Source organism: Methylobacterium sp. Leaf465, from assembly GCF_001424705.1.
In the GTDB taxonomy this organism is placed as follows: domain Bacteria; phylum Pseudomonadota; class Alphaproteobacteria; order Rhizobiales; family Beijerinckiaceae; genus Methylobacterium.
In genome coordinates this window covers 1-20,198 of record NZ_LMRA01000001.1, presented here as the reverse complement: position 1 = coordinate 20,198, position 20,198 = coordinate 1, and the positions used below count along the sequence as shown (strand labels likewise).

At 71.5% G+C, this 20,198-nt stretch carries 13 protein-coding genes; all 13 read right to left on the bottom strand.

The window, feature by feature from the left end:
- Positions 1-279: 279 nt before the first annotated feature.
- Complete coding sequence (gene bcsN / locus ASG51_RS00065) at positions 280-1,275, bottom strand: cellulose biosynthesis protein BcsN (protein ID WP_056378319.1); 996 nt, start codon at positions 1,273-1,275, stop codon at positions 280-282.
- Positions 1,272-3,269: a hypothetical protein gene (locus ASG51_RS00060; RefSeq protein ID WP_056378317.1), complete on the bottom strand. Its 1,998-nt coding sequence runs from the start codon at positions 3,267-3,269 to the stop codon at positions 1,272-1,274. The genes bcsN and ASG51_RS00060 overlap by 4 nt, the downstream gene beginning before the upstream one ends.
- The gene (locus ASG51_RS00055; protein ID WP_056378316.1) at positions 3,254-4,528 is read right to left on the bottom strand and encodes a glycosyl hydrolase family 8; all 1,275 of its coding nucleotides are present in this window, start codon (positions 4,526-4,528) and stop codon (positions 3,254-3,256) included. Before ASG51_RS00055 ends, ASG51_RS00060 begins: the two co-directional genes overlap by 16 nt.
- Positions 4,525-7,059 (bottom strand): cellulose biosynthesis cyclic di-GMP-binding regulatory protein BcsB, encoded by a 2,535-nt coding sequence (locus ASG51_RS00050; protein ID WP_082513801.1) that lies wholly within the window; start codon positions 7,057-7,059, stop codon positions 4,525-4,527. Before ASG51_RS00050 ends, ASG51_RS00055 begins: the two co-directional genes overlap by 4 nt.
- Before the next feature lie 11 nt (positions 7,060-7,070).
- Positions 7,071-9,491, bottom strand: a complete 2,421-nt coding sequence (gene bcsA, locus ASG51_RS00045; protein ID WP_056378314.1) for a UDP-forming cellulose synthase catalytic subunit — start codon at positions 9,489-9,491, stop codon at positions 7,071-7,073.
- A gap of 297 nt (positions 9,492-9,788) precedes the next feature.
- Complete coding sequence (bcsS, locus tag ASG51_RS00040) at positions 9,789-10,532, bottom strand: cellulose biosynthesis protein BcsS (protein WP_082487015.1); 744 nt, start codon at positions 10,530-10,532, stop codon at positions 9,789-9,791.
- 714 nt (positions 10,533-11,246) lie between these two features.
- Positions 11,247-13,772 (bottom strand): response regulator, encoded by a 2,526-nt coding sequence (locus tag ASG51_RS00035; RefSeq protein ID WP_056378312.1) that lies wholly within the window; start codon positions 13,770-13,772, stop codon positions 11,247-11,249.
- A gap of 173 nt (positions 13,773-13,945) precedes the next feature.
- Positions 13,946-15,604 carry an FAD-dependent oxidoreductase gene (locus tag ASG51_RS00030; protein WP_056378309.1) on the bottom strand — a complete coding sequence of 553 codons (1,659 nt, stop codon included), beginning with the start codon at positions 15,602-15,604 and terminating at the stop codon, positions 13,946-13,948.
- 368 nt (positions 15,605-15,972) lie between these two features.
- A complete protein-coding gene (locus tag ASG51_RS00025; protein WP_056271085.1) occupies positions 15,973-16,809 on the bottom strand; it encodes an alpha/beta hydrolase in 837 nt (278 codons plus the stop codon).
- Positions 16,810-16,909: 100 nt separating this feature from the next.
- Complete coding sequence (locus ASG51_RS23755; protein ID WP_056378308.1) at positions 16,910-17,092, bottom strand: hypothetical protein; 183 nt, start codon at positions 17,090-17,092, stop codon at positions 16,910-16,912.
- Between the two features lie 448 nt (positions 17,093-17,540).
- Positions 17,541-18,161 (bottom strand): hypothetical protein, encoded by a 621-nt coding sequence (locus ASG51_RS00015; RefSeq protein ID WP_056378306.1) that lies wholly within the window; start codon positions 18,159-18,161, stop codon positions 17,541-17,543.
- A gap of 225 nt (positions 18,162-18,386) precedes the next feature.
- A complete protein-coding gene (locus ASG51_RS00010; RefSeq protein ID WP_056217965.1) occupies positions 18,387-18,803 on the bottom strand; it encodes a hypothetical protein in 417 nt (138 codons plus the stop codon).
- A 917-nt stretch (positions 18,804-19,720) separates the two neighbouring features.
- A partial coding sequence (locus ASG51_RS24815) for a YidB family protein (RefSeq protein ID WP_347379725.1) occupies positions 19,721-20,175 on the bottom strand: 455 nt, incomplete at its 3' end.
- Positions 20,176-20,198: the final 23 nt, after the last annotated feature.

Sequence of the window (20,198 nt, the reverse complement as noted above, 5' to 3'; positions counted from 1 at the left end):
ACCGGGCCCGAAGGAATACCGCACGCGTCGACCCGGGCCATATCCGTAACCCACCACCCCTGCTGACCGCTTCTTCGCGCGCCGGGCATGGGTATTCAAGGTTGCAGGTGTGCAGGATCGGGAAAATCACAGATCGCATGGGCCGTCGCCGCCGGGCGGGACCCGACGGAGGGGGGGAATCGCACAGGCTCGGGCGCGGCTCCCCTCCCCGGCGGACGCTCCGACGCTCCCGTGCAGCCCGGGTAGAAATCGCGGCGGTGGGCCGATCCGGGATCCGCCTCAGGGCGGCGGCCGAAGGGCCCGTGCCGGGAGTTCGCGGGCCATGAGATCCTCGACCTCGGCCCGGTTCGGCGCCGGTCTGGGGACCATGATCGCGGCGGCGCCCTCCGCCGGCGCGGCGTCCGTGATGTAGCGCGGGGCCTGACCTTCGCCCGGGGGGACCGGAACCGGCACCGCGGGCGCCGCCGCACTGGGCCCCGGCACGAGGTAGCGCTGCGTCTCGCCGGACTGCTCGGAGGCCATGCGGCGCGTCGAGGCCTCCGGGCGCTTCTCCGAGCCGGGCCGTTCCATCGGGCCGGGCGGACGGAGCGCGGTCGCCGATCCCGGCGCGGTCTCGCGGGGCGTCCCCGTCGACCGGGTGACCGCCTCGCGCCGGCGCGCTGGCGCAGGCCGGCGGGCGAGCGTCTCCGGCTGAAGGCGGGGCGCATCGGCGGGATTCGCCGAGAGCCGCATCGATTCCACCGCGCGGGTCAGGTCGGCGAGGGTCGCCGTCACCGTGCGGCAGAGCTTGATCCGCACCGAGGCGGCCGGCGCGCCAGGATCGCTGCCGAACAGGGAGGACGGCCGCCTCCGCGCCGCATCGCCGCCGAGGTCGATCCATTGCCAGGCGTAGAGGCAGTCGATGCCCAGGGCGAGGCCGACCGGTCCGTGGGCGTTGCGGTGCGCCTGGGTCACCACCCGCATGGTCTCGCCGGGAAAGCGCGCCCGCAACTCGGCCGCGATCCCGGTACGGCTCGGCTTGGCCATGGCGAGGGCGGGACCGGAGCCCCCCTCCCCGCTGCGCACGCTCACCTCGGCGAGCCCGCGCGGATCGTCCCGGAAGGTGATCCGCTGGGAAAAGCCGTCGCGGAACGAATTCTGCGCCACGTCCGACACGGGGCCGGCGCCCGGCAGCTCGAGGGCCGCGCGGCCGGGCCGGGCGGCGGCGGGGGGCGAGGGCAGGACCACCAGCGCCGCCAGCGCCGCCGCGGTTGCGGAATGCCGTATCCGACTCATGGCTGCTGTCCGGCGGTGGGGCCGGCCTCGATGAAGGTGGCGCGTTGCGATCCCGGGATGCCGAAGCGGTCGGATTCCCGGCTCGAGCGGGTCTGGCCGTTGGCGCCGGCGGCCTGCTGGTCCTGCCACTGGGTGCCGGCGGGCGGATCGGTCAGGGTGGAGGCCTGGGTCATGCCGTTGTAGCCCGGCAGCAGGGCGAAGCCGTAGCGCTCGTAGGGCATCGTCCCGGCGCCCGGCACCCGGCGGGCGACCAGGGGTGGCGCACCCGTCGCGGGTTCGGCCAGGACGCCGCCGGCACTCCGCTCGGGCACCTGCCGGGCCAGGGCGGCCGGCAGGTAGCGGAACGGGTTCTCGGCGGCGACGGAGAGCGGGAATTCGCTGCGCAGGACCGGCAGGGGACGCACCGCGCCGTTGGCCGAGATGTCGGGCTTCGGCACGCGGCCGTAGGCGGCGGGGGCGCGGGCGGTGTTCGCGAGCACGGCCGTCGCGGCGGGCGCCGCGGGCTGGCGTGCGCCGGCCGGGGGCGCCGCCGCGACGCTGCAGGCGAGTGGCGGACCCTCCGGCCCCTCGCGGAACAGCAGGTCCACCACCTTCGGGAACAGCCCGTCGTAGCGGTTGACGATCTCGAGGTACTCGCGCGTGCGCTTCAGGCGCTGCAGCGCCAGGGCGTAGCCGAGCACCGTCGACTCGCTCGGCAGCCAGGCGATGCCGTGCTGGAACCACTCCAGGGCGGCGTCGAACTGGCAGGAATTGTAGGCGTACCAGCCCAGCGCCTGCGCGCCTTCCCCGGAGCTCGAGGCCAGGGTCACCTTTGCGTAGCGGTTGATCCGGTCCAGGTCGATGAAGACGGGATTGGCCTGGGTGAGCTTCCGCTCCAGGAGCTCGATGAAGAGGATGCTGTTGCCGACGTACTTGTCGCGCCAGGCATAGGCCACCTCCTCGGCCTCGCGCGTCATGCCGACCGCGCGCAGCGAATGGGCGAGCCCGTGGGCGATCATCGCGTCGCCGCCGCGGCTGATCGCGAGCTTGAACCAGTCCAGCGCCTCGCGGAACTGCTGGCGCTTGTAGGCGTACCAGCCGAGGAGACCGGTCTCCCGCGGGTCGCCGGTCTTGCGGGCCTGGGCCTGGAACACGGCGATATCCGTGGTGGTGGGCTCGTGCGCGGCCTCGTCGTGCAGGAAGGCGACGATCCGCGCGCGCGTGATGTCGATGGCGATGCGCCGGAACTCGGAATTGCCGTCGGAATCCGTCCGGCCGAGGGCGATGAGCTGCTCGGCCGCGGCCATCGGCAGGTTCGACATCGCCTTCTGGATGGTGGCCAGGCGGGCGCCCGTGTCGTTGCTGGTATCCAAGACGGACTTGTAGAGGTTGTAGGCCTGTGGCGTGGCCTCCTCGGCCGCCAGCGCGTCGGCGACGATCCAGAGGCTCTCGACGTCGCTGGGGTCGAGGGCGCTGGGATCGGCGCGGTAGAGGGCGACGACGTCGAGGTTGCGCCTGGCGCCGGCGAGCCCCTTGAGGCGGCTGCGGAACCCGGCGCGGCGCAGCTTGCGCGCCAGCTCGTCCGAGGGCTGCCAGGTCCCGTCCAGCGTGCGCCGCGCCGCGATGGCCGCGTAGAGGTCGTCGAAGCGGCCCGCGGTGAAGAGATCCCAGAGGGGGGCCTCCTCGGGGGGGCTCGGCTGCAGGGTGTCGAGGTCGGTGGGCTCGGTCCAGCCCGGGTAGAGCTGCTTCAGCCGCGCGGCCTCCGCCTTCATCCGGGCGGTCTGCTTCTGCGCCGCGTAGTAGCGCAGGGCGCTCTCGTCGACCATGCCGTTGGCCGCCGATCCCGTCGGGTCGACGACGATGGCGGGCGCGCGGCTGGCATCCTCGCCGCCGGGGCCCTGGGCCAGGGTCGGGAGGGTGAGCGCCGGGAGGGTGAGCGCCGCGAGGGCGAGGCCCATCGGGAGGCCGAGGGGCGCGGGGCCACGGCGCCGCCGGCGCGCTAACGCTTCAAGCATGAGGGTCCCCTCATCTGCGCGGCCACCATGGCCAGGAGATGCAGCGTGGTCGGATAGTAGTTCTCGGTGCCTTGCACCTGGCCGAAGCCCTCGGGGAGCGGCGTTCCCTTCACGGTACAGAGCAGCAGGCTGGAGAGAGCCGCGTAGCCGCTCTCGCCGAGCCACTCGACCGTGCGCCCGTCGCTGGTATCCACGATGGGCAGGCGCTCGCGGTCCGGCCCGGACCAGAGGGCGACGAAGGGGGCGTAATCCTCCTGCCGTCCCACGTCGGCCCAGGCCATGTAGAGGGGAATCCGGATCGCGTTGTAGGAGAAGAGCGGCGGGAAGCCGTCCGCGGGACGGGGCTGGTCCCCCTTCAGGGAGATCCATTCGGTGGGCAGGTTGGCGCTGCCGAAGCGGGCGCGGCGCAGGAGCCGCAAGCCGCTGCGGGTCAGGGCGTCCCAGTCGTATTCCGGAGCCACCAGGGGCAGGCGCGCGAAGGCCGGGAAGACCCAGTAGGACAGGTTGATCAGGGGACCGTCGGCGCGTTCCCCCGCCGAGAAGCCCGTGACCGCCGGCAGCAGCAGCGCCCCGTTCCGGTCCTTGAACAGGATGGTCCGGCGGCCGATCTCGACGGCGATCCGCCGGGCCGCCACGCGGTAGCCGGCATCGTCCCAGGCCTCGGCGGCCTCCGTCAGCGCCCAGGCGACCAGGATGTCGCCGTCGGTGGCGTCGTTCATGTCCGCCACCGCCGGGCGCTTGGCCGGCTCCCAGCGCCAGGCCAGGAGGGAATCCGGACGCACCATCAGGTTGGCGCGGGTCCAGCCCCAGAGCCGCTCGAAGGTGGGCCGGTCGTTGGCCGCCACGGCGAGCAGCATGCCGTAGCCCTGCCCCTCGCTGTGGCTGATCCCGCCATTGGCGGTGTCGACCACCCGCCCGGCCTCGGTGACGAAGCGGGACCGGTAGAGGCGCCAGCCGTCCTGGTCCTTCAGGCTCCCGACGAGGGGCTGGGCCGCACGGGCGGACTCGTCCTTGACCTGCGGCGCGGCCGGCAGGGCGATGGCGGGGGGAACGGAGCGCGGCTGGTCCGGCATGGCGGGATCACGGGGCTGGGGATCGCGGAGCGAGCCGGCGGGCATCAGCGCGGGTCGGCCATCGACCCGGGCCTCCGGCCCGCCCTGGGCCCGGGCCTCCGGCCCGGCGGCGAAGCCGGTCGCGAGGCCCGTGGTCAGGGCGGCCGCGAGGGCCGCGCCGCGGACGGTCCGGAGGGGGCGTCTCATGCATTCCTCCGGCCGACGTTGCGGACCATGAGCGCGGTGGTCAGCCCGAGGCAGAGCGCCAGGACCAGGGCCAGCGTCGCGTAGACGGCGGGGTTCATCGAGAGCCAGCCCGCCAGCACGAGCCGGAGGTTCCAGACCGAGGGCGGCCGGGTCTCGACGATGCGGACGGTCTCGGGCTCGACCGTGTCCAGGCGGCCGTCGGCGGCGTCCAGGAAGGCGAAGCGCCCGCCGATCCGCGACCAGACCCCGGGATCGATGAGGCAGGCCACGGAGGCCTTGAGCAGGAGCGGGTTCGGCGCCGTGATCAGGGTGGTGGTGTCATCGACGCCGATCCCGCCGCTGGACAGGGCCTGGGCCAGGATCAGCGAGGCGCGGGGCGGCACGGCGGAGGCCCGCTCCGAGGCCTCCGCGTCGATCCAGGTCCGCGTCTCGCCGAGCAGGCCCCGCACCGTGGTCGAGGCCCTCGTGACGAGGCCGTCGGCGGCCTCGATCAGGGGATGGCGGGCGCGCAGGGTCTCGTCCCACTTCGTCACGAGGTCGCCGTCGCTGGCGGGGACCCGGGCCGCGCGGGCCCCGGCGGAGGCGTCCGGTCCGGCGCCGCGGGGCGTCGCCGGGCCGGCGACGCGGAAGCTGAGATCCGGCAGGCTGCAGCGTGCCGGCACGTTGCGGCGCAGGCGATCGAGGGTCGGCGCCGGCACCGAGCCGGACTGGCCCGCCGGACGGGCCGTCTCGGCGCGGGCTTCCCAGATCCGCCGGATCTGCTCCGGATCGAGGCCGAGCCCGGTCAGGGTCGCGGGCGCCACGGCGCGGACGGGCGCGACCATCAGGGTCGGTCCCGTCCCGCTCTGCGCCTCGGTGGCCAGCTCGAAATCGATCACCCGCCCGGCCGCGCTCGCCAGCCGCGCGGCGATCATGGCGCCCGCCGCCACCGTGTCGCGATCGAGAACGGGCAGCACGAGGCGCGGCCGCTTGCCATCCTCCAGGAAGGGGGCGCCGCCGCTGGTGGTGGCGGCGAGATCCGGGATCCGGGCGGCACGGGCCAGGTTCGGAACGCTGACGGTGGTCCGGTCGAGGAACAGGAAACGCTCGCGCTTCGCGTCCGCCGTGCTCGCCGCGCAGGTGGCATCGCCGGGCGTCGGCACCTGCGCGGAGATCTCGACCCGATTCAGGCCCGGCCGCCACAGGCCCAGGGGCAGCGGGATGGTGTTGTTCTCGAAGACCTCGCCCCGCGTCTGCGGCAGGGGCACGCTGGCGGCGTTGCGGCCGTTGAGGTCGACGAGGATCCGCGCCTCGGAGGAGAGGCCGGACGCGTAGGCCCCCGAGAGGTTCAGGAGCATCTTGCCGTAATCGGCGGGCAGGAAGTCCGGCGGCAGCTGGACGTCGAAGCGGGTGGTCAGGAGGCGTCCGGAGAATTCCCGGGTCGCCACGCCGAGGGCTTGCAGCGTGATCCGGTCGCCGCTCTCCAGGGGCGCACCCCGCAGCAGCGCCGCGGCCTTCAGGCCGCGCGGCGTGCCGTAGGGCTCGGTGCCGCGGGCCAGGGTCGCGATCGCCGCCTCGATCTCGTCGTAGCTGGTGCCGCTGACGACGAGGGCGGGGGCCCGGTCCTCCCGCGGCGGCAGCATCGCGAGCTTCGGTCCGGTGATCGGGCCGACGGTCTCGAGGTCCGGCGTGCCGCGCAGTTCCGCCGCGGTGCCGACGATGAGGTTGATCCCGGCCCGGCCGGTCATCACCGAGCCGAACTCCACCACCGGGCGGGCGATGCGCCCGACGAGGCCGATCGCCTCGATGGCGTGGAACATCCGCTCCAGGCGGGGCAGGCTCGGCTTGTCGTTGATCACGACGCGGACCGGCAGGGCACCGCCGTCGTCGGGTTCCAGCGCGGCGAGATCCTTCAGCTCGATCCCGGCGGCCGCCACGGGGGCCACCACGAGGCCGGAGCGCGAGGGATCGATCTGCGTCCAGAGTTCGTAGGTCGCGTTGAGGGAGCAATCGACCCGGTGGCGCTGGCTCGCCGAGAGATCAATGGCGTTGTAGCCGAGCTTCAGGCTGCCCTCGGGCAGCTCGAACTCCACCACCTTGACGGCGCCGGGCGCCTGGATGCGGGTTCGGCCGACCACGACGCCGTTGACGCTGGCGACGAGTTCCGACGTCTCGGGCGCCACCGAGATGGCGGAGAGGTAGGACACCCGCAGGCGGGGACGCCCGCGGCTCTGCGCTTCCGTGACGTAGACGGGGAAGCGCAGGACGTCCTCCTCGCCCTCCAGGCGGAACCCGCCGGTGGTGGCCGGCAGGCGCCGGGCGGGCCCGATGGTCGCCAGGGTGCCCTCCCGGACCGCCGGAGCCAGCGCCGGGGCGACGGCGGCCGCCGGGCCGCGCCCGGGCTCGCCCGCGCGGCGCAGGGCGTCGCCCGCGGGGGGGACCGAGAAGCGCTCGGCGGGGCCCGCGCCGATGAAGCTCTGGGGCCGGGCCTCCGTGGCCCCGCCCACCAGGGCCAGCGCGAGAAGCCCGCGGGTGATCGTCGTGACACGCATGCGAGCCTCCCTCACGACCGGGCGTGCAGGTCGGCGCCGCGCCCGCCGCCCGCCGCCCCGCCGAGCAGGCGATCGTTCTCGAATTCCAGCATCAGGCGGACCCAGTCGGTGCCCGGCTCGCCGTCGTTGCTGCGTGCGAAGCTCGGCCGGGCCGGCAGGGGGTTCTCGGCCGGGCGCGGCCGGGCGGCCTCCGCCCCGCCGGGGCTTCCGCCGGGCAGGAGCGGCGCCCGCTGCGGGGTGCGCGGAAGGGCCGTGTCGGTGGTGGGGGCGGGCGCCGCCTGCGGGCGCGGCTTGAACAGGTAGCTGAAGGCGCGGAACGGCTCGACGAGGCCCCACCAGATCAGCTGGAGGGTGCCCGAGACGATGTTCTTGTGCCGGCGCCGGCTCTGCTGGAAGCGCAGCAGCGCGCCCGCATCGCCGTACATCAGGTTCGCGAGGCCGGCATAGCCCTGCGCGTCGAGGGGCTGGAAGCGCAGGGTCACCACCACGTCGTCGCCCGCATGGGCGATCGTCCCGACCTCGAACGGCAGCACGCCGCCGGCGGGGGCGCCGTCGAGGGGCTGCACCGAGAGCTGGCCGGTGCGGTAGGTGCTGCCGGTGCCGAACGGCAGGACGTCGGCCCCGAACCGGACGGTGCAGCCGACGGCCGAGGCGCGGTCCACCGCGACGTCGAGGGCGCGGCCGGCCAGCATCATCCGGCCCTGCCGGTTGATCGCCAGGGACGGGCTCGCCTCCGTGACCCGGCGCTCGGCCACGACGCCGAGGGCGGCGCCGGCCATGAGCAGGTTGAAGAAGTTCCACAGGCCGACCACGAGCATCAGGTTGGTGACGCCGGGCTCGAACAGGTAGCGGTAGAGGGCCGTGGCGCAGCCGAGCAGCAGCAGGCCGTAGACGGCGAAGAACGGCCAGGCCAGGGCGGAGAGGTGGTCCTGCTCCAGGGTCGTGCCCTTGGCGGTGACGTTGAAGGTCGGGCGCCGGGGCGAGACGATGACCGAGGCGATGGCGCGGAACAGGAACAGGCCCTGGACGTACTCGTACAGCTCGGAGACGAAGGGCCAGCGGAACTTCCCGTAGACGTAGTTCTGCATCATCAGGTTGATGACGACGTAGGTCGCCGTATAGGCGATGGATTCATCCACGCTGGCGACGAAGATCTTCAGGTCGAAGAAGATGTGCAGCAGCGGCGAGAACATGAAGATCAGCCGCGGCACGGGGAAGAACCAGAACGTCATGCTCGACAGGTAGGCGACCTTCTGGATGGCGTGCAGGCCGCCCTTGAACAGCGGGTTCTTCAGCAGAAGGATCTGGAACATGCCCTGGCACCAGCGCGAGCGCTGGCCGATGAAGGCCTCCAGGGTCTCCGGCTGCAGGCCGGCGATCAGGGGCTTGTCGACGTAGATGCTGTTCCAGCCGCGGGCATGCAGCTCGAAGGCGGTCTCGCAATCCTCCGTGATGGTGACGCCCGAGAAGCCGCCCGCCTCGTCGAGGGCGCGCCGGCGCAGGAGCGCGGCCGAGCCGCAGAAGAACGAGCCGTTCCACTTGTCGAGACCGCGCTGCGTCACCGCGTAGAACATCTCGTTCTCGGAGGGCATGCGCTCGAAGGTGCGCAGGTTGCGCTCGATCGGGTCGGGATTCAGGAAGGCGTGCGGCGTCTGCACCAGGAACAGGCGCGGGTCCTGGGCGAAGTACCCGATCGTGTCGCGCAGGAAGGAGCGGAACGGGACGTGGTCGGCGTCGAGCACCACGATGATCTCGCCCTGCGAGTGCTTGAGCCCGTTGTTGAGGTTGCCCGCCTTGGCGTGCTGGTTGCGGGCGCGGGTGCGGTACTCGACGCCGAGGGAGGCGGCCAGGGCCTGGAGCTCCATGCGCCGCCGCATCGCGGCCTGCGCCTTCGCCGGATCGGGATCGGCGCATTTCTGGTCGGTGCCGCCATCGTCGAGCAGCCAGACCGTCAGCTTGTGGGCGGGGTAGTCGATGAGGCGGGCCGCCGCGAGGGTGACCGAGAGGATGCCGGCATCCTCGTTGTAGCTCGGCACGAAGATGTCGACGGTGGGCAGCGCGTCGAGGGCCTCCGGATCATCGGCGGCGGCCATCGGCGGGGGCGCGCGCCGGAGCGGGTCGGCGTTGATGGTCAGGCTGACGAACAGGATGAAGACGCAGTAGAGCTCGCCCAGGAGGAGCAGGAGTCCGAACCCGAAGCTGACCGGGTCGCCGACGGAGGGCAGCGTGTTCGTCACGCGCCAGAACATGTAGCGCAGCACGACGAGGCTTCCCAGGGCGAGGAAGACGAAGCGCGCCGGCTGGTTGTCGAAGAACACCCACAGCACCACCATCGCCGCCATGGCGCAGAGGCTCATGATCAGCTGGTCCTGCGTGCTGACGGGCTGGCTCAGCAGGACGAGGACGGCAGCGGCCGACGCGATCCAGGCCATCCAACGTAATGCACTTGCCACGAGCCTGCCCTTCCGCAATCCGCCTCGCCCGCGTTCCTCCGGGACCGACCTGGGCCCAGCGGGCCTTCAGGGTCGCAACCTGTGCGGGAACGGGACGGCGCAATACCTGTGAAACACCTGAGCGATTTGCCTGCCAACAGAAGTCCGGCCACACGTCGCAGGACTTGTGCATGTCCGGGATTGAACGCGCTCAACTGTTGTAAGATGGAACATATGAAAAAACGTGACTGGCGGTCACGCGCACGCAATCGAACCTAACAAAGCCTGAACAGGCGGCTAAAAAGCAGTTCTCGCTTCGACGGTCGAGTAGTATCCGCTGCCCTGGATGCGGTCTTTCACGTAGCCGACTCCGACGGCCATCTTGATCGGGCCGAAGGAAAATCCCGTCAGGTGTCCGCCGATGCGGTACTGATTGAAGAAGTTGTCGCCGAGGAACATGGCTTCGGGGCCGATATAGACCCCGTCGGCGACCATGTACCCGACGCGGAAGCGCGAGTAGTAGGCGTTGAACTGGGTCGAGTACGAGCCGTAGGCCGAGACCATCGTGTTCTCGGTCGGCCGCGCATAGAAGTTGGCCGCGAACTTGGCGCCCACGCCGGTTCCGACGACCGGGTTGCCCGGATCGAGGATCGACAGCTGGTTGCTGCGCACGTTGAAGCCGACGAAGCCGGCCAGGGCCGCATCGCGCCAGATCCACTCGTAGCCGCCCGACAGGGCCCCCTCCTGCTGGTAGCCCGTCACCCGCTGGCCCACCTTCTGCCCGGGATAGCTGTAGGTGCCGGCGACGCCCTCGACGCGCAGGCGGGGGCCGCTCTCGAGGAGCGTGCCCTCCGTGGCGATCGTGCCCGTCGCCGAGCCGAAGGCGGAACTGTTGGAGGTGACCGCGACCGAGGCGTCGACGGCCACCGTCCAGTTCTCGTCCAGGATCACCGGCTCCGCACCGGTGTACCAGTCCGCGGCGACGGCGGCGTGCGAGGGGCCCAGGACCAGGGGCAAGGCGAGGAAGGCGAGGCGCGACATCGAGGCGGATGATCCGTTCCGTTGAGGCATTCGCGCGCGATGGATGGAGATCGACGGCGTCCGCTCGCGGTAATTCATCGACCTTCGGGGTTAATTGAATCTTAACGCGACCGCGAAAGCTGGATCTCGCAAGTCACCAATGCCGAGGATGTGCTTTCAGGCAACATATGTTGTTCTTGGCGATGATGTATTGTTGAAGAATTTCTGATCACAATGGTCATGTAATGAGCGGGCGCACAAAGAAGCGTCGGGTGATCTCCGTCGGTTTGAGGCTGTTCCAACAACATTCGGGCAAGTCGAGGCTGCGAATTTTTCAAGATTATGCAACCGATGCGCGTGGTCGGGCGGGTCCGTCGCGGGTTTCCGTCTCCGGAGCGCCGCCGAGACGGAGTTGCCGATCCTTGGAACGGCGGTCTCGTGCGCTGCGAGGGCTGCCGATGCGGGCCCGAATTTTTCTGAGGATGGCCCTGTGGATTGTCCCCTCGCGGCCGCCCTCGGCGCCGCCATCGCGTCGGGAGCCGCTGCGCGCGGCCCGAGGAGCCTGTGGGACCGAGGGGCTTCGGTTCGCAGGGCGAGCGCGGCGACGTCCGGGCCCCCCCCCGGCGTCGCGCCCCCTGCCCCCTGGGGCGGGGAGCGGGCCGGCCACGGGGGGGCATTCCGTGCGGGCGGTCCCGGGGTCGGCCGACGACGTGGGTGGCGGCCTTCAGGCTGCCTTCAGGCTGCCTTGGCGGCCGGGTCGCGGGCCGCCCGGCGCATCACGGCGGCGAGATCGCCGTAGCGGAACGGCTTCTCGATCTGCAGGAAGGCCCGGGCGCTTTCCGGCAGGTGGCCCTGGGGGCCGGCGAGGACGATGCGGATCCCGGGATGGTGCTGGACCACCGTGGCGGCGAGCTGCAGGCCGCTCATCACCGGCATGCGCTGGTCGGCGATCATGACGTCGAAGCCCTCCGGCGCATCGAGGAGCGTCAGCGCATGTTCGGCGGAGCCGGCCTGGGTGACGCGGTGACCGAGATCGGTGAGCGCCTCGGCGAAGCTCTCGCGGACCAGGGTGTCGCTGTCGACGAGGAGGACGCGCAGGCGCGGCTGGACCGTGGCCGTCTCCTCATGGCCGGCCTCGGCCGGGGCCTCGCTGGCGGGGATCCAGATCTCGGCCAGGAAGGCGGAGTCGCCGCGTCCGTCGGCCACGAGGCGGAAGCCGCCGCCGATGCCGCTGAGCAGGCTCGCCACGGCGGCCGTGGAGCGCTCTTCTCCGGCCGGCTTCGCCGGGGCGGGGAGCCGCGCCGGCGTTCCGCTGGCCAGGACCAGGCGCACGTAGCGACCCGGGCGCAGGGCGATCCCATCCTCCTCGGACAGCACCCGCTCGTCGGCGCCGATCGCGAAGCCTTCGGAGCCGAGATCGCGCACGTGGAAGGCGAGGTTCAGCAGCACGGCCTCCAGCACGGACTCGCTGCACTGGGCGCGCGCGAGCCCGGAGCGGACCCGGAGCTTGATCGGAGCCTGGTTCAGGACGTTGGCGCTGAGGAACGGCACGAAGGCCGTCAGGGCGGTCCCGATCTCCGTCTCCTGGAGGGTGGCGTCGTCGCGGCGCACGAACCGGACCAGGCGGCGGGTCAGGCTGGAGCCGCGCTGCGCGCCCGCGAGGGCGGCCTCGACCAGGCGCACCTGATCCGGGTTGAGGCCATACCGGCGCTTGAGCGTGCCGAGATTGCCGCTGATCACGGTGAGCAGGTTGTTGAAGTCGTCGACCACGCCGTCGATGACCTGGCGCAGCATGCCCTCGCCGCGCCGTTCGGTGGCCTGTGCCCTGCCGTCGGAGGGGGCCGTGCCGTCCTGCGCGCCCGTCTCCCCACCGGCCAGGCCGGCGGGAATCTCGCGGCTCAGGGCGTGAAGGCGGGCCGCGCCGGGGGCGGAGACCTCCGCGCTGCCGCGGATGAAGCGGACGAGGAGGCGACGCGTCTCCTGGCTGTCCGTCGTGTCGGCGCGGCGCAGAACCACGTCGTGCGGGCCCTCCCCGTCCAGGGCGGCCTGCATGGTGAACCGCATCAGGTCGCGATCCTGCGGCTTGATGCCGTCCGTCAGGTCGGTCAGCGCGACGGCCCGGTCGGTGGTGGCCGCGACGCCCGGGGTGGTGGAATCAACCCAGGTGACGTTGCCGGCGTCGGTGTCGATCTCCCAGTAGGTCCAGCCCGACATCGCCTCGAAGGTGCGCAGGCGCTCGCGCACCCGCGCCAGGGCGGTGCGGGCCTCCTGGAGAGCGCGGGCACGGCTGCGCTCGCGGGCCGTCAGGTGCTCGGCGCTCGCCCGGAACTCGGCGATCCGCGATGGCACGATCGCCTCGCCGTCCGCCTCCGTGATCCGGGCCAGGCGCCGCGTCAGGCGCCCGGTGAGGGCGTAGGCCAGGCCCGCCGCGAGCAGGGCGGCGGCGAGCCAGAGCGCACAGAGGCGCGGATCCGGCAGGCCGAGACCGGCGCCGCGGGATTCCGTCGTGCGGGCGACCGCGAGCCAGCCCGAGGGGCCGAGGTCGCCGTAGCCGGCGCTCGGGGTGGCGTGCTCGACGGTGCGGGCGCCCCCGTCGGCGCTCGGCCGCGCGGCGCCGCTCACGAGCGCCCGGCCGTCGGGCGCCAGGACCGTGAGGGCGAGGGGGGAATCCGGGGCGGGCTGCGCGCGCAGGATTCCGCTGCGGAGATCGGCAAGCCAGGTGTCGGCGAGGCGGGCGACGAGGTACTCGGCGTTGCGGGCGCCCGATCCGGCGACCGGGATCGCGACCTCGAAGGGGACGGGATCCCGGGGCGTCGCGGAGGCCGTGACGAGGGCCGTGGAGGCATTCCGTGCCCCGGCGAACCAGGGCTGTCCCGAGACGTCGCGGCCGATCATCTCCTCGTGGCCGGCGGCCCGGACGCGTCCGTTGGCACTGACCAGGAGGATCTCGGCATAGGCCGGGCGCAGGTCGGCCCAGGCACGCAGCACGGCCTGAGGATCGGCATCCATCAGGCCGGTGCCGGTCTGGCGAAGGGCCACGGCCGCGGTGCGCAGGTCCTGCGACACCTCGAAGAGGCTGCGGTCGAGGGCGCCGGCGAACGCCGCGGAGGTGCGACGGACCTGAGCGGCATCCGGCCCGGCGCCGCGCGGCGGGCTGGTCAGCGCGAGGCTGCTCCAGACCATGACGGCGCTGAGCACCACGACCGTGCCGGCCTGGAAGGCGGCCACGGACTTGAGAGAAACGCGATCCAATCCCAACATGCCGCTGATCGCTCCGCTGCCTTCACTTCCCGATACGCGACACCAGACGGACGGGCCCCACAACCTGTGGGGATAGGATGGTTAATTTTCCCTTAAATTCAGTTGGCGCCCCGCGCTGATCAAATGTTCGGCCGGCGATACTTGTCGGGCCAATCGGCCGGCGGCCGGACCGATCAGGGCTCCGGCTGCAGGAAGCCGTGAACCGCCTGCACGACCACCGAGCCTTCGCCCACCCCGGAGGCCACCCGCTTGACCGAGCCCGCGCGCACGTCCCCGACGGCGTAGAGGCCCGGCACGGTGGTGGCGTAGGGCGACGCGGCGGGCATCCCGTCGGGTCGCAACCCCGTCGGCACGAAGCCCTTCGGGTCGAGGGTGAGGCAGTCGGCGAGCCATCCGGTGTTCGGCACGGCCCCGATCATCAGGAAGACGTTCCCGACGGCCCGGGTCACGCTCAAATCGCGCGACCGGTCGGTCCAGGTCACCGCCGTCAGCGTGTCGTCGCCGTGGAACGCGCTGATCTCGGTCCGCGTGTGCAGCGTGATCCGCGCGGACGCGGCGATCCGGCGGACGAGGTAGTCGGACATGGTCGCGGCGAGTCCCTCGGCCCGCACCAGGAGATGGACACGGGCCACGGTGCGGGACAGGAACATCGCCGCCTGCCCGGCCGAATTCCCGCCGCCGACCACGATCACCTCCGCGCCGGTGCAGAGCTGCGCCTCCATGGCGGTGGCCGCGTAGTGGATGCCCTGCCCTTCGAAATGCGCGTAGCGCGGCAGGTCGAGCCGCCGGTAGCGGGCGCCGGTGGCGGCGATGACCGCGCGGGCGGGAATGGCCGTGCCATCCTCCAGGAGCACCCGGAAGGCCGGCCCGTGGCAGTCGAGACCGGCCGCCATGCGGGAGATCGCGAGCCGCGCCCCGAACTTCTGGGCCTGGACCTGTGCCCGGCCGGCCAGGGCCTGACCCGAGATGCCGGTCGGAAAGCCCAGATAGTTCTCGATCTTCGAGGACGTGCCCGCCTGACCGCCCGGCGCCAAGCCCTCGACCACGATGGTGTCGAGCCCTTCGGAGGCGGCGTAGACCGCTGCGGCGAGGCCCGCCGGCCCGGCGCCGATCACCGCGACGTCGTAGACGCGGTCCGGATCGATCGTCTCCGTCAGCCCGAGGATATCGGCCAGCACGGCGTTGCTCGGGTTGCGCAGGACCGCCGTGCCCGGCGCGAGGACCACCGGCAGGTCGGCCTCCGTCAGGCCGAAGCCGTCGAGCGCTTCGCGCGCCGCCCCGTCGAGGGCGACGTCGAGGATGCGGTGCGGATAGGCGTTGCGAACGAGGAATCGCTCCAGGCGCAGGGTCTCGCGCTGGTGGCCGAGGCCGATCAGGACGACGCCGCCGCGCCCGTGTCGGATCAGCCCGACCCGGCGCAGGATGAAGGCCCGCATGATGATCTCGCCGATATCGGGCTCCGCGGTGACCAGCCGGCGGAAGGCCGCGCGGTCGATCCGCACCACCCGCGCGTCGCTCACCGTGCGGCCCGAGACGAGGATCTCGCGATCGTTGAAGAGGTCGAGCTCGCCCGTGAACTGGCCCTCGGTATGCACGGTGAACACGGTCGTCTGGCCGGCGTGGTCGGTCTCGAACATCTCGATCCGTCCGGACCGGACGAGGAAGAAATCCACCCGCCGCTGACCGCGCGCGAAGATCACCGTGCCCGCCGGCAGGGTTTCCTCCCGTCCGTAACCGGCGACGCGCTGCGCCATCTCGTCGTCGAGGCGCGGGAAGGTCTGTGCGGCGCGCTCGTCGCCGTCGATCCCCGTCGTCAGGGCCGTGTCGCTCATGTCGGAGCACTCCATCACGCCGTACGGGCCGACACGGCCGAAGCGGCAGGGGGCAATCCGCCCCGAAGGCATCGGATCGGGCGCTGTCTTGGACGAACCCTCTGGGCGCCTGTGCCTCGAGCTGGGACTGATGCACGACGATGCTGGTCGCGTGAAGCGAAGGGGCCCGCGGTGCGCGCCGAAGACCGCCGCCCCGAAGACCGCCGAACCACGGGCCGCGCCCCGGCGGGACGGAGGCGGGCGGGCGTCCCGGGGCAGCCTCCGATCCCGGTGGGGGGAACCGCTTCCGCCCCGCCCTCCCCCGCCGTGGCGCGGTCGTGGACCGCGTGGCGCACAGGGCGGCGGCTCTCGGAGAGGACGTTCGGGGGTCAGCCCTTCACGAATGCGAGGAGGTCGGCGTTCAGGACCTCCGCATGCACCGTGAGCATGCCGTGCGCGTAGCCCGGATAGGTCTTGATCGTCCCGTTCCGGAGGAGCTTGATCGACTTCAGCGCCGCGTCGGCGATCGGCACGATCTGGTCGTCCTCGCCGTGCAGCACCAATGTGGGGACGCCGATGGCCTTGAGATCCTCGGTCTGATCGGTCTCCGAGAAGGCCTTGATCCCGTCGTAATGGGCCTTCGCGCTGCCCATCATGCCCTGTCGCCACCAGTTCCGAACCACCCCGGGAAGCACCGTCGCGCCATCGCGGTTGAAACCGTAGAAGGGGCCGCCCGCGACATCGAGGAAGAACTGCGCGCGGTTCCCGGCGGTCGCGGCCCGGAAGCCGTCGAAGACGTCGCGCGGCAGGCCCTCGGGGTTGGCGTCGGTCCTCAGCATCAGGGGCGGCACCGCCGAGACCAGCACCGCCTTGGCGACGCGCCCGGCCGGTTCGCCGTGCCGCGCGACGTAGCGGGCGACCTCGCCGCCCCCGGTGGAATGGCCGATATGGACGGCGTTGCGCAGGTCGAGCGCCTCGACCACCGCGAAGGCGTCGGCGGCGTAGTGATCCATGTCGTGGCCGCGGTCGACCTGCGTTGAGCGGCCGTGGCCGCGCCGGTCGTGGGCCACGACCCGGTAGCCCTGATGCAGGAAGTACAGCATCTGGGCGTCCCAGTCGTCGGACGAGAGGGGCCAGCCGTGATGGAACATGATCGGCTGGGCGTCCTTGGGACCCCAATCCTTGAAGAAGATTTCGACGCCGTCCTGGGTGGTGACGTAGGTCATGGCGATGGCCCCGGTCTCAGAGAGAAAGATCGTCGCGGTGAATGGCGGTCTGGCTCCACGCGCGTCGGGAATCCCGTCGCGTGGTCGCGGGCCGGCCGCCTCAGCGGGTTCCCGAAGGGGTGAGCATCAGCCGCGTGGCCATGAGACCGGGACCGTCGGCGCGGCCGGCCTCGCAACGACGGCCGGGGGCTGCGCGGGTCGACAGCGTGGAGACGCCGATCCGGCGCCCGGTGGAGTCGGCCGCCGGGCCGGTGCCGGGCAGAGGCGTTGCGGGTAGCAGCATCGGTCGCGGCTCTCGATCATCGTGACCCGAGGGCGCGCCGAAGGACCAGCGACCGCGTCGGGGATGCCATGAGCTATGGCGCCCGGTGGTCGACCGGGCTTGACGATTTGCGGCGCGATTTGGACGAATGCGTCATGGTGCCGGGACCCGGACGGCGCGCCGTACCGGCGGACCGCGTGCGGCTCCGCTCCGGCTCGTTCGATCGGTGGCTCCGGTCTTGGGCAGGACGTCTTGGGCAGGACGTCTTGGGCAGGACGTCTTGGGCAGGACGTCTTGGGCAGGACGTCTTGGGCAGGACGTCTTGGGCAGGACGTCTTGGGCAGGACGTCTTGGGCAGGAGGATCGTCCACGCGGCGATGGCGCGAACCGGGGACCGGAACGCGCCATCGGGGAACGCTTGAACGGGGAGACACCGGTGCGGGCACCGGGTCTCGTTCGGTTCCGACCCTCAGCGACCCTGCTGCGGCATCAGCGCCCGAGCCTGCTGGACCGCGTCGCGGCAGGAGGTATCGCCCTTGGCATTGAGATCGGTCGCGCGCTGCAACGCGGTCTTGGCCTGCGAAACCTTGTCCTCGGATGAGAGGCTGGCGGAGGCAGACGCCTCGCCGCCCTTCGATGCCTCGGCCGCGGCGGTCGGCTTGTTCTCGGATTGCGCGCGGACATCGGCCGGCGACGTGGCGATCTGGCCGTTCGCCACCGAATTCGCCGGACCCTTCCCGGCCGCCGCGGCGACCGGTCCGGCGACACCCCCTACCGTGCCCGGGGAGCCGCCGCTCTCGCGGGAGGCGCCGCCCTGCTGCGTCCGATCCGTCTCCGCGGTTCCAGGCTTGGCGGTGCTTCCCGTGGTGCCGGCGGTCTTCTGATCGGCCGACGCGGCGCTGGGGCCCTTCTGCTGTCCGGTGTCCGGCTGGGATACGGGGGCGCCCATGCCCACCTGAGTGCCGAGTTCACGCTTGAGCTTGGCGATGTCGTCGCTGCAGGGACCTCCCTCCTGGGCAAAGGCCGCCGTGCTGACGAAGCCGAGGAGGGAGAATGCGGCGGCACCGCCGATCATCTTGAAACGTTGCATGGGATTCCTCAATGAAATGCTCCCACCAACGTCAATATAATGTACAAGTTCAATAAAAAAACGTATTTACCCGTCAATATTCGCTTCAAGTCAAAACAAAGAACGTTTTGTACAGCATTGCAGCTTCTAAGAACGCGAATTCCGATGCGCCCGGAGACAAATCCGGACGCATCGATCTGTCAGTCTGTTATCTCACCGGCGAACGTCCGGCGCGACCAACTCGGATCAGTAGCCGTAACCATAGGCCGGGTAGCCGTAGCCACCGCCGTAGCCGTAGGCGGGTGCGTAGCCGTAACCGCCGCCGTAGTAACCGACCGGACGGCCATAGCCGTAACCGTAGCCGCCGTAGCTGTTCGCCACGATGGCGCCGGCCGCGAGGCCCGCGATGCCGAGGCCGATGGCTGCGCCGGGGCCGATGCCGCGACGGTAGCCGTAGCCGCGACCGTAGCCGCCGCCATAGCCCCGGTACCCGCCGTAGCCGCCCCGGAAGCCGACGCCACGATAGCCGTAGCCCCCGTGGCCGTAACCGTAGCCGCCGTGGCCGTAGCCGCCACCGTAGCCCCAGCCGCGGGCCTCGGCAGGGGCCGATGCCAGGAGGCCGAGTCCGAGCAGGGCCGTCGATGCCAGTGCGAGCTTGCGCATGCGATCTCTCCTATCGTGTGGAATGTGGGCTCATAACAGCCCCGAGCTTGGCGCGTTCCAATGCCGACCATGGTTCAACACGTCACAGGGGCAGTAGCCGTTCCCACCCAGATAGGTATCGTAGCCTATAGCGGGTCCAAAGCCGTGGGAAACCGCGGAAGGACCGCCCCGGGTCTAGCTCTGGCCGACCACATAAAGCGTACCTCTGTTCTGCACTGGCCGAACAAGGCTATGCGGGGATCGCGATCCTTTGATCGGCGCAGCCTGAAGTCTGAGATTCGTCCTGAGAAGCGAAGCAGCACATGCCAAGATGCGCATGAGAGTTCCGGGTTCCGACTTGGGAGCCGAGACCCGGATCAGGACAGGACCGTTCCTTCACCCGCGCGTCAGGCGGCACGCCATGGTGTGAATGCCCTGGCGTGATCTTCGATGATCGGGCGAGGTCCGGCGCGCCGTCCGACCGGGAACGCCTCGCGGATCCGACGCTTGCGCCGGTCCGGACCGAGGGGCTCTCGGGTCTCTCGGAACGCTGTCCCCACAGAGCGAGGAACAGGTCTCAGGAGCCCGCCAGCATGCTCGTGGATTGGAATACGACGAAGATCAGCGTGACCAGGGCTGCGGCCGCGGCGAGATAAGTCACCGCCTTCATGAACTTGGACATGGTTTCGAAGGCTCCATCTGAAAACGCGTTCGGGCGCGCGGGGCATGCCGCGCGCCGTCACCCAAAGGTCGAGGGGCGTGGGCCCGTCGCCCGTGGCCGGGGCTCGGAAGGACCGGCCGCGTGCAACGGGATCTCGAGCCGGGTCAGGCCGGGCGACGGCCGTCGGCGGCGTAGCGGTCGATGGCCGAGGGCAGCTCGCGCGAGAGCCGGGAGAGGAGCGCGCCGCGGCTCAGGCCGGTCTGCTGGGTGAGGTGGNCGGCCGTCGGCGGCGTAGCGGTCGATGGCCGAGGGCAGCTCGCGCGAGAGCCGGGAGAGGAGCGCGCCGCGGCTCAGGCCGGTCTGCTGGGTGAGGTGGTCGAGGGTGTCCGAGCCGATGGCCCGCTCGAGATCCCCCTCGGGGATGTCGCGGTTGGGGCCATGGCTGACCCAGGAGTTCGCGGTCTCGCCGTGGCCGCCCTTGGTGAAGTGGTCGACGAGCTCGCTCAGGCCGCTGGCGATCAGGCCGCCGACCCCGGCGGTGCCGACGCCGCCCAGAAGCCCGGCCAGATTGCCGAGGCCGCCGCTGCCGGTGGCCGTGCCGGTGGAGGCTGTGTTCGGGATCGGTGGGACGGTGCGTTGGGGTGCGGTGGGCTCGTGGCCCTTCAGCAGCTCGGCGAGCTTGTCGCGGTTCTGGTAGCCGGCCACGGCCAGAAGGCCCAGCAGCGCGGTCATCGAGGGGTAGCCCTTGCTCATCG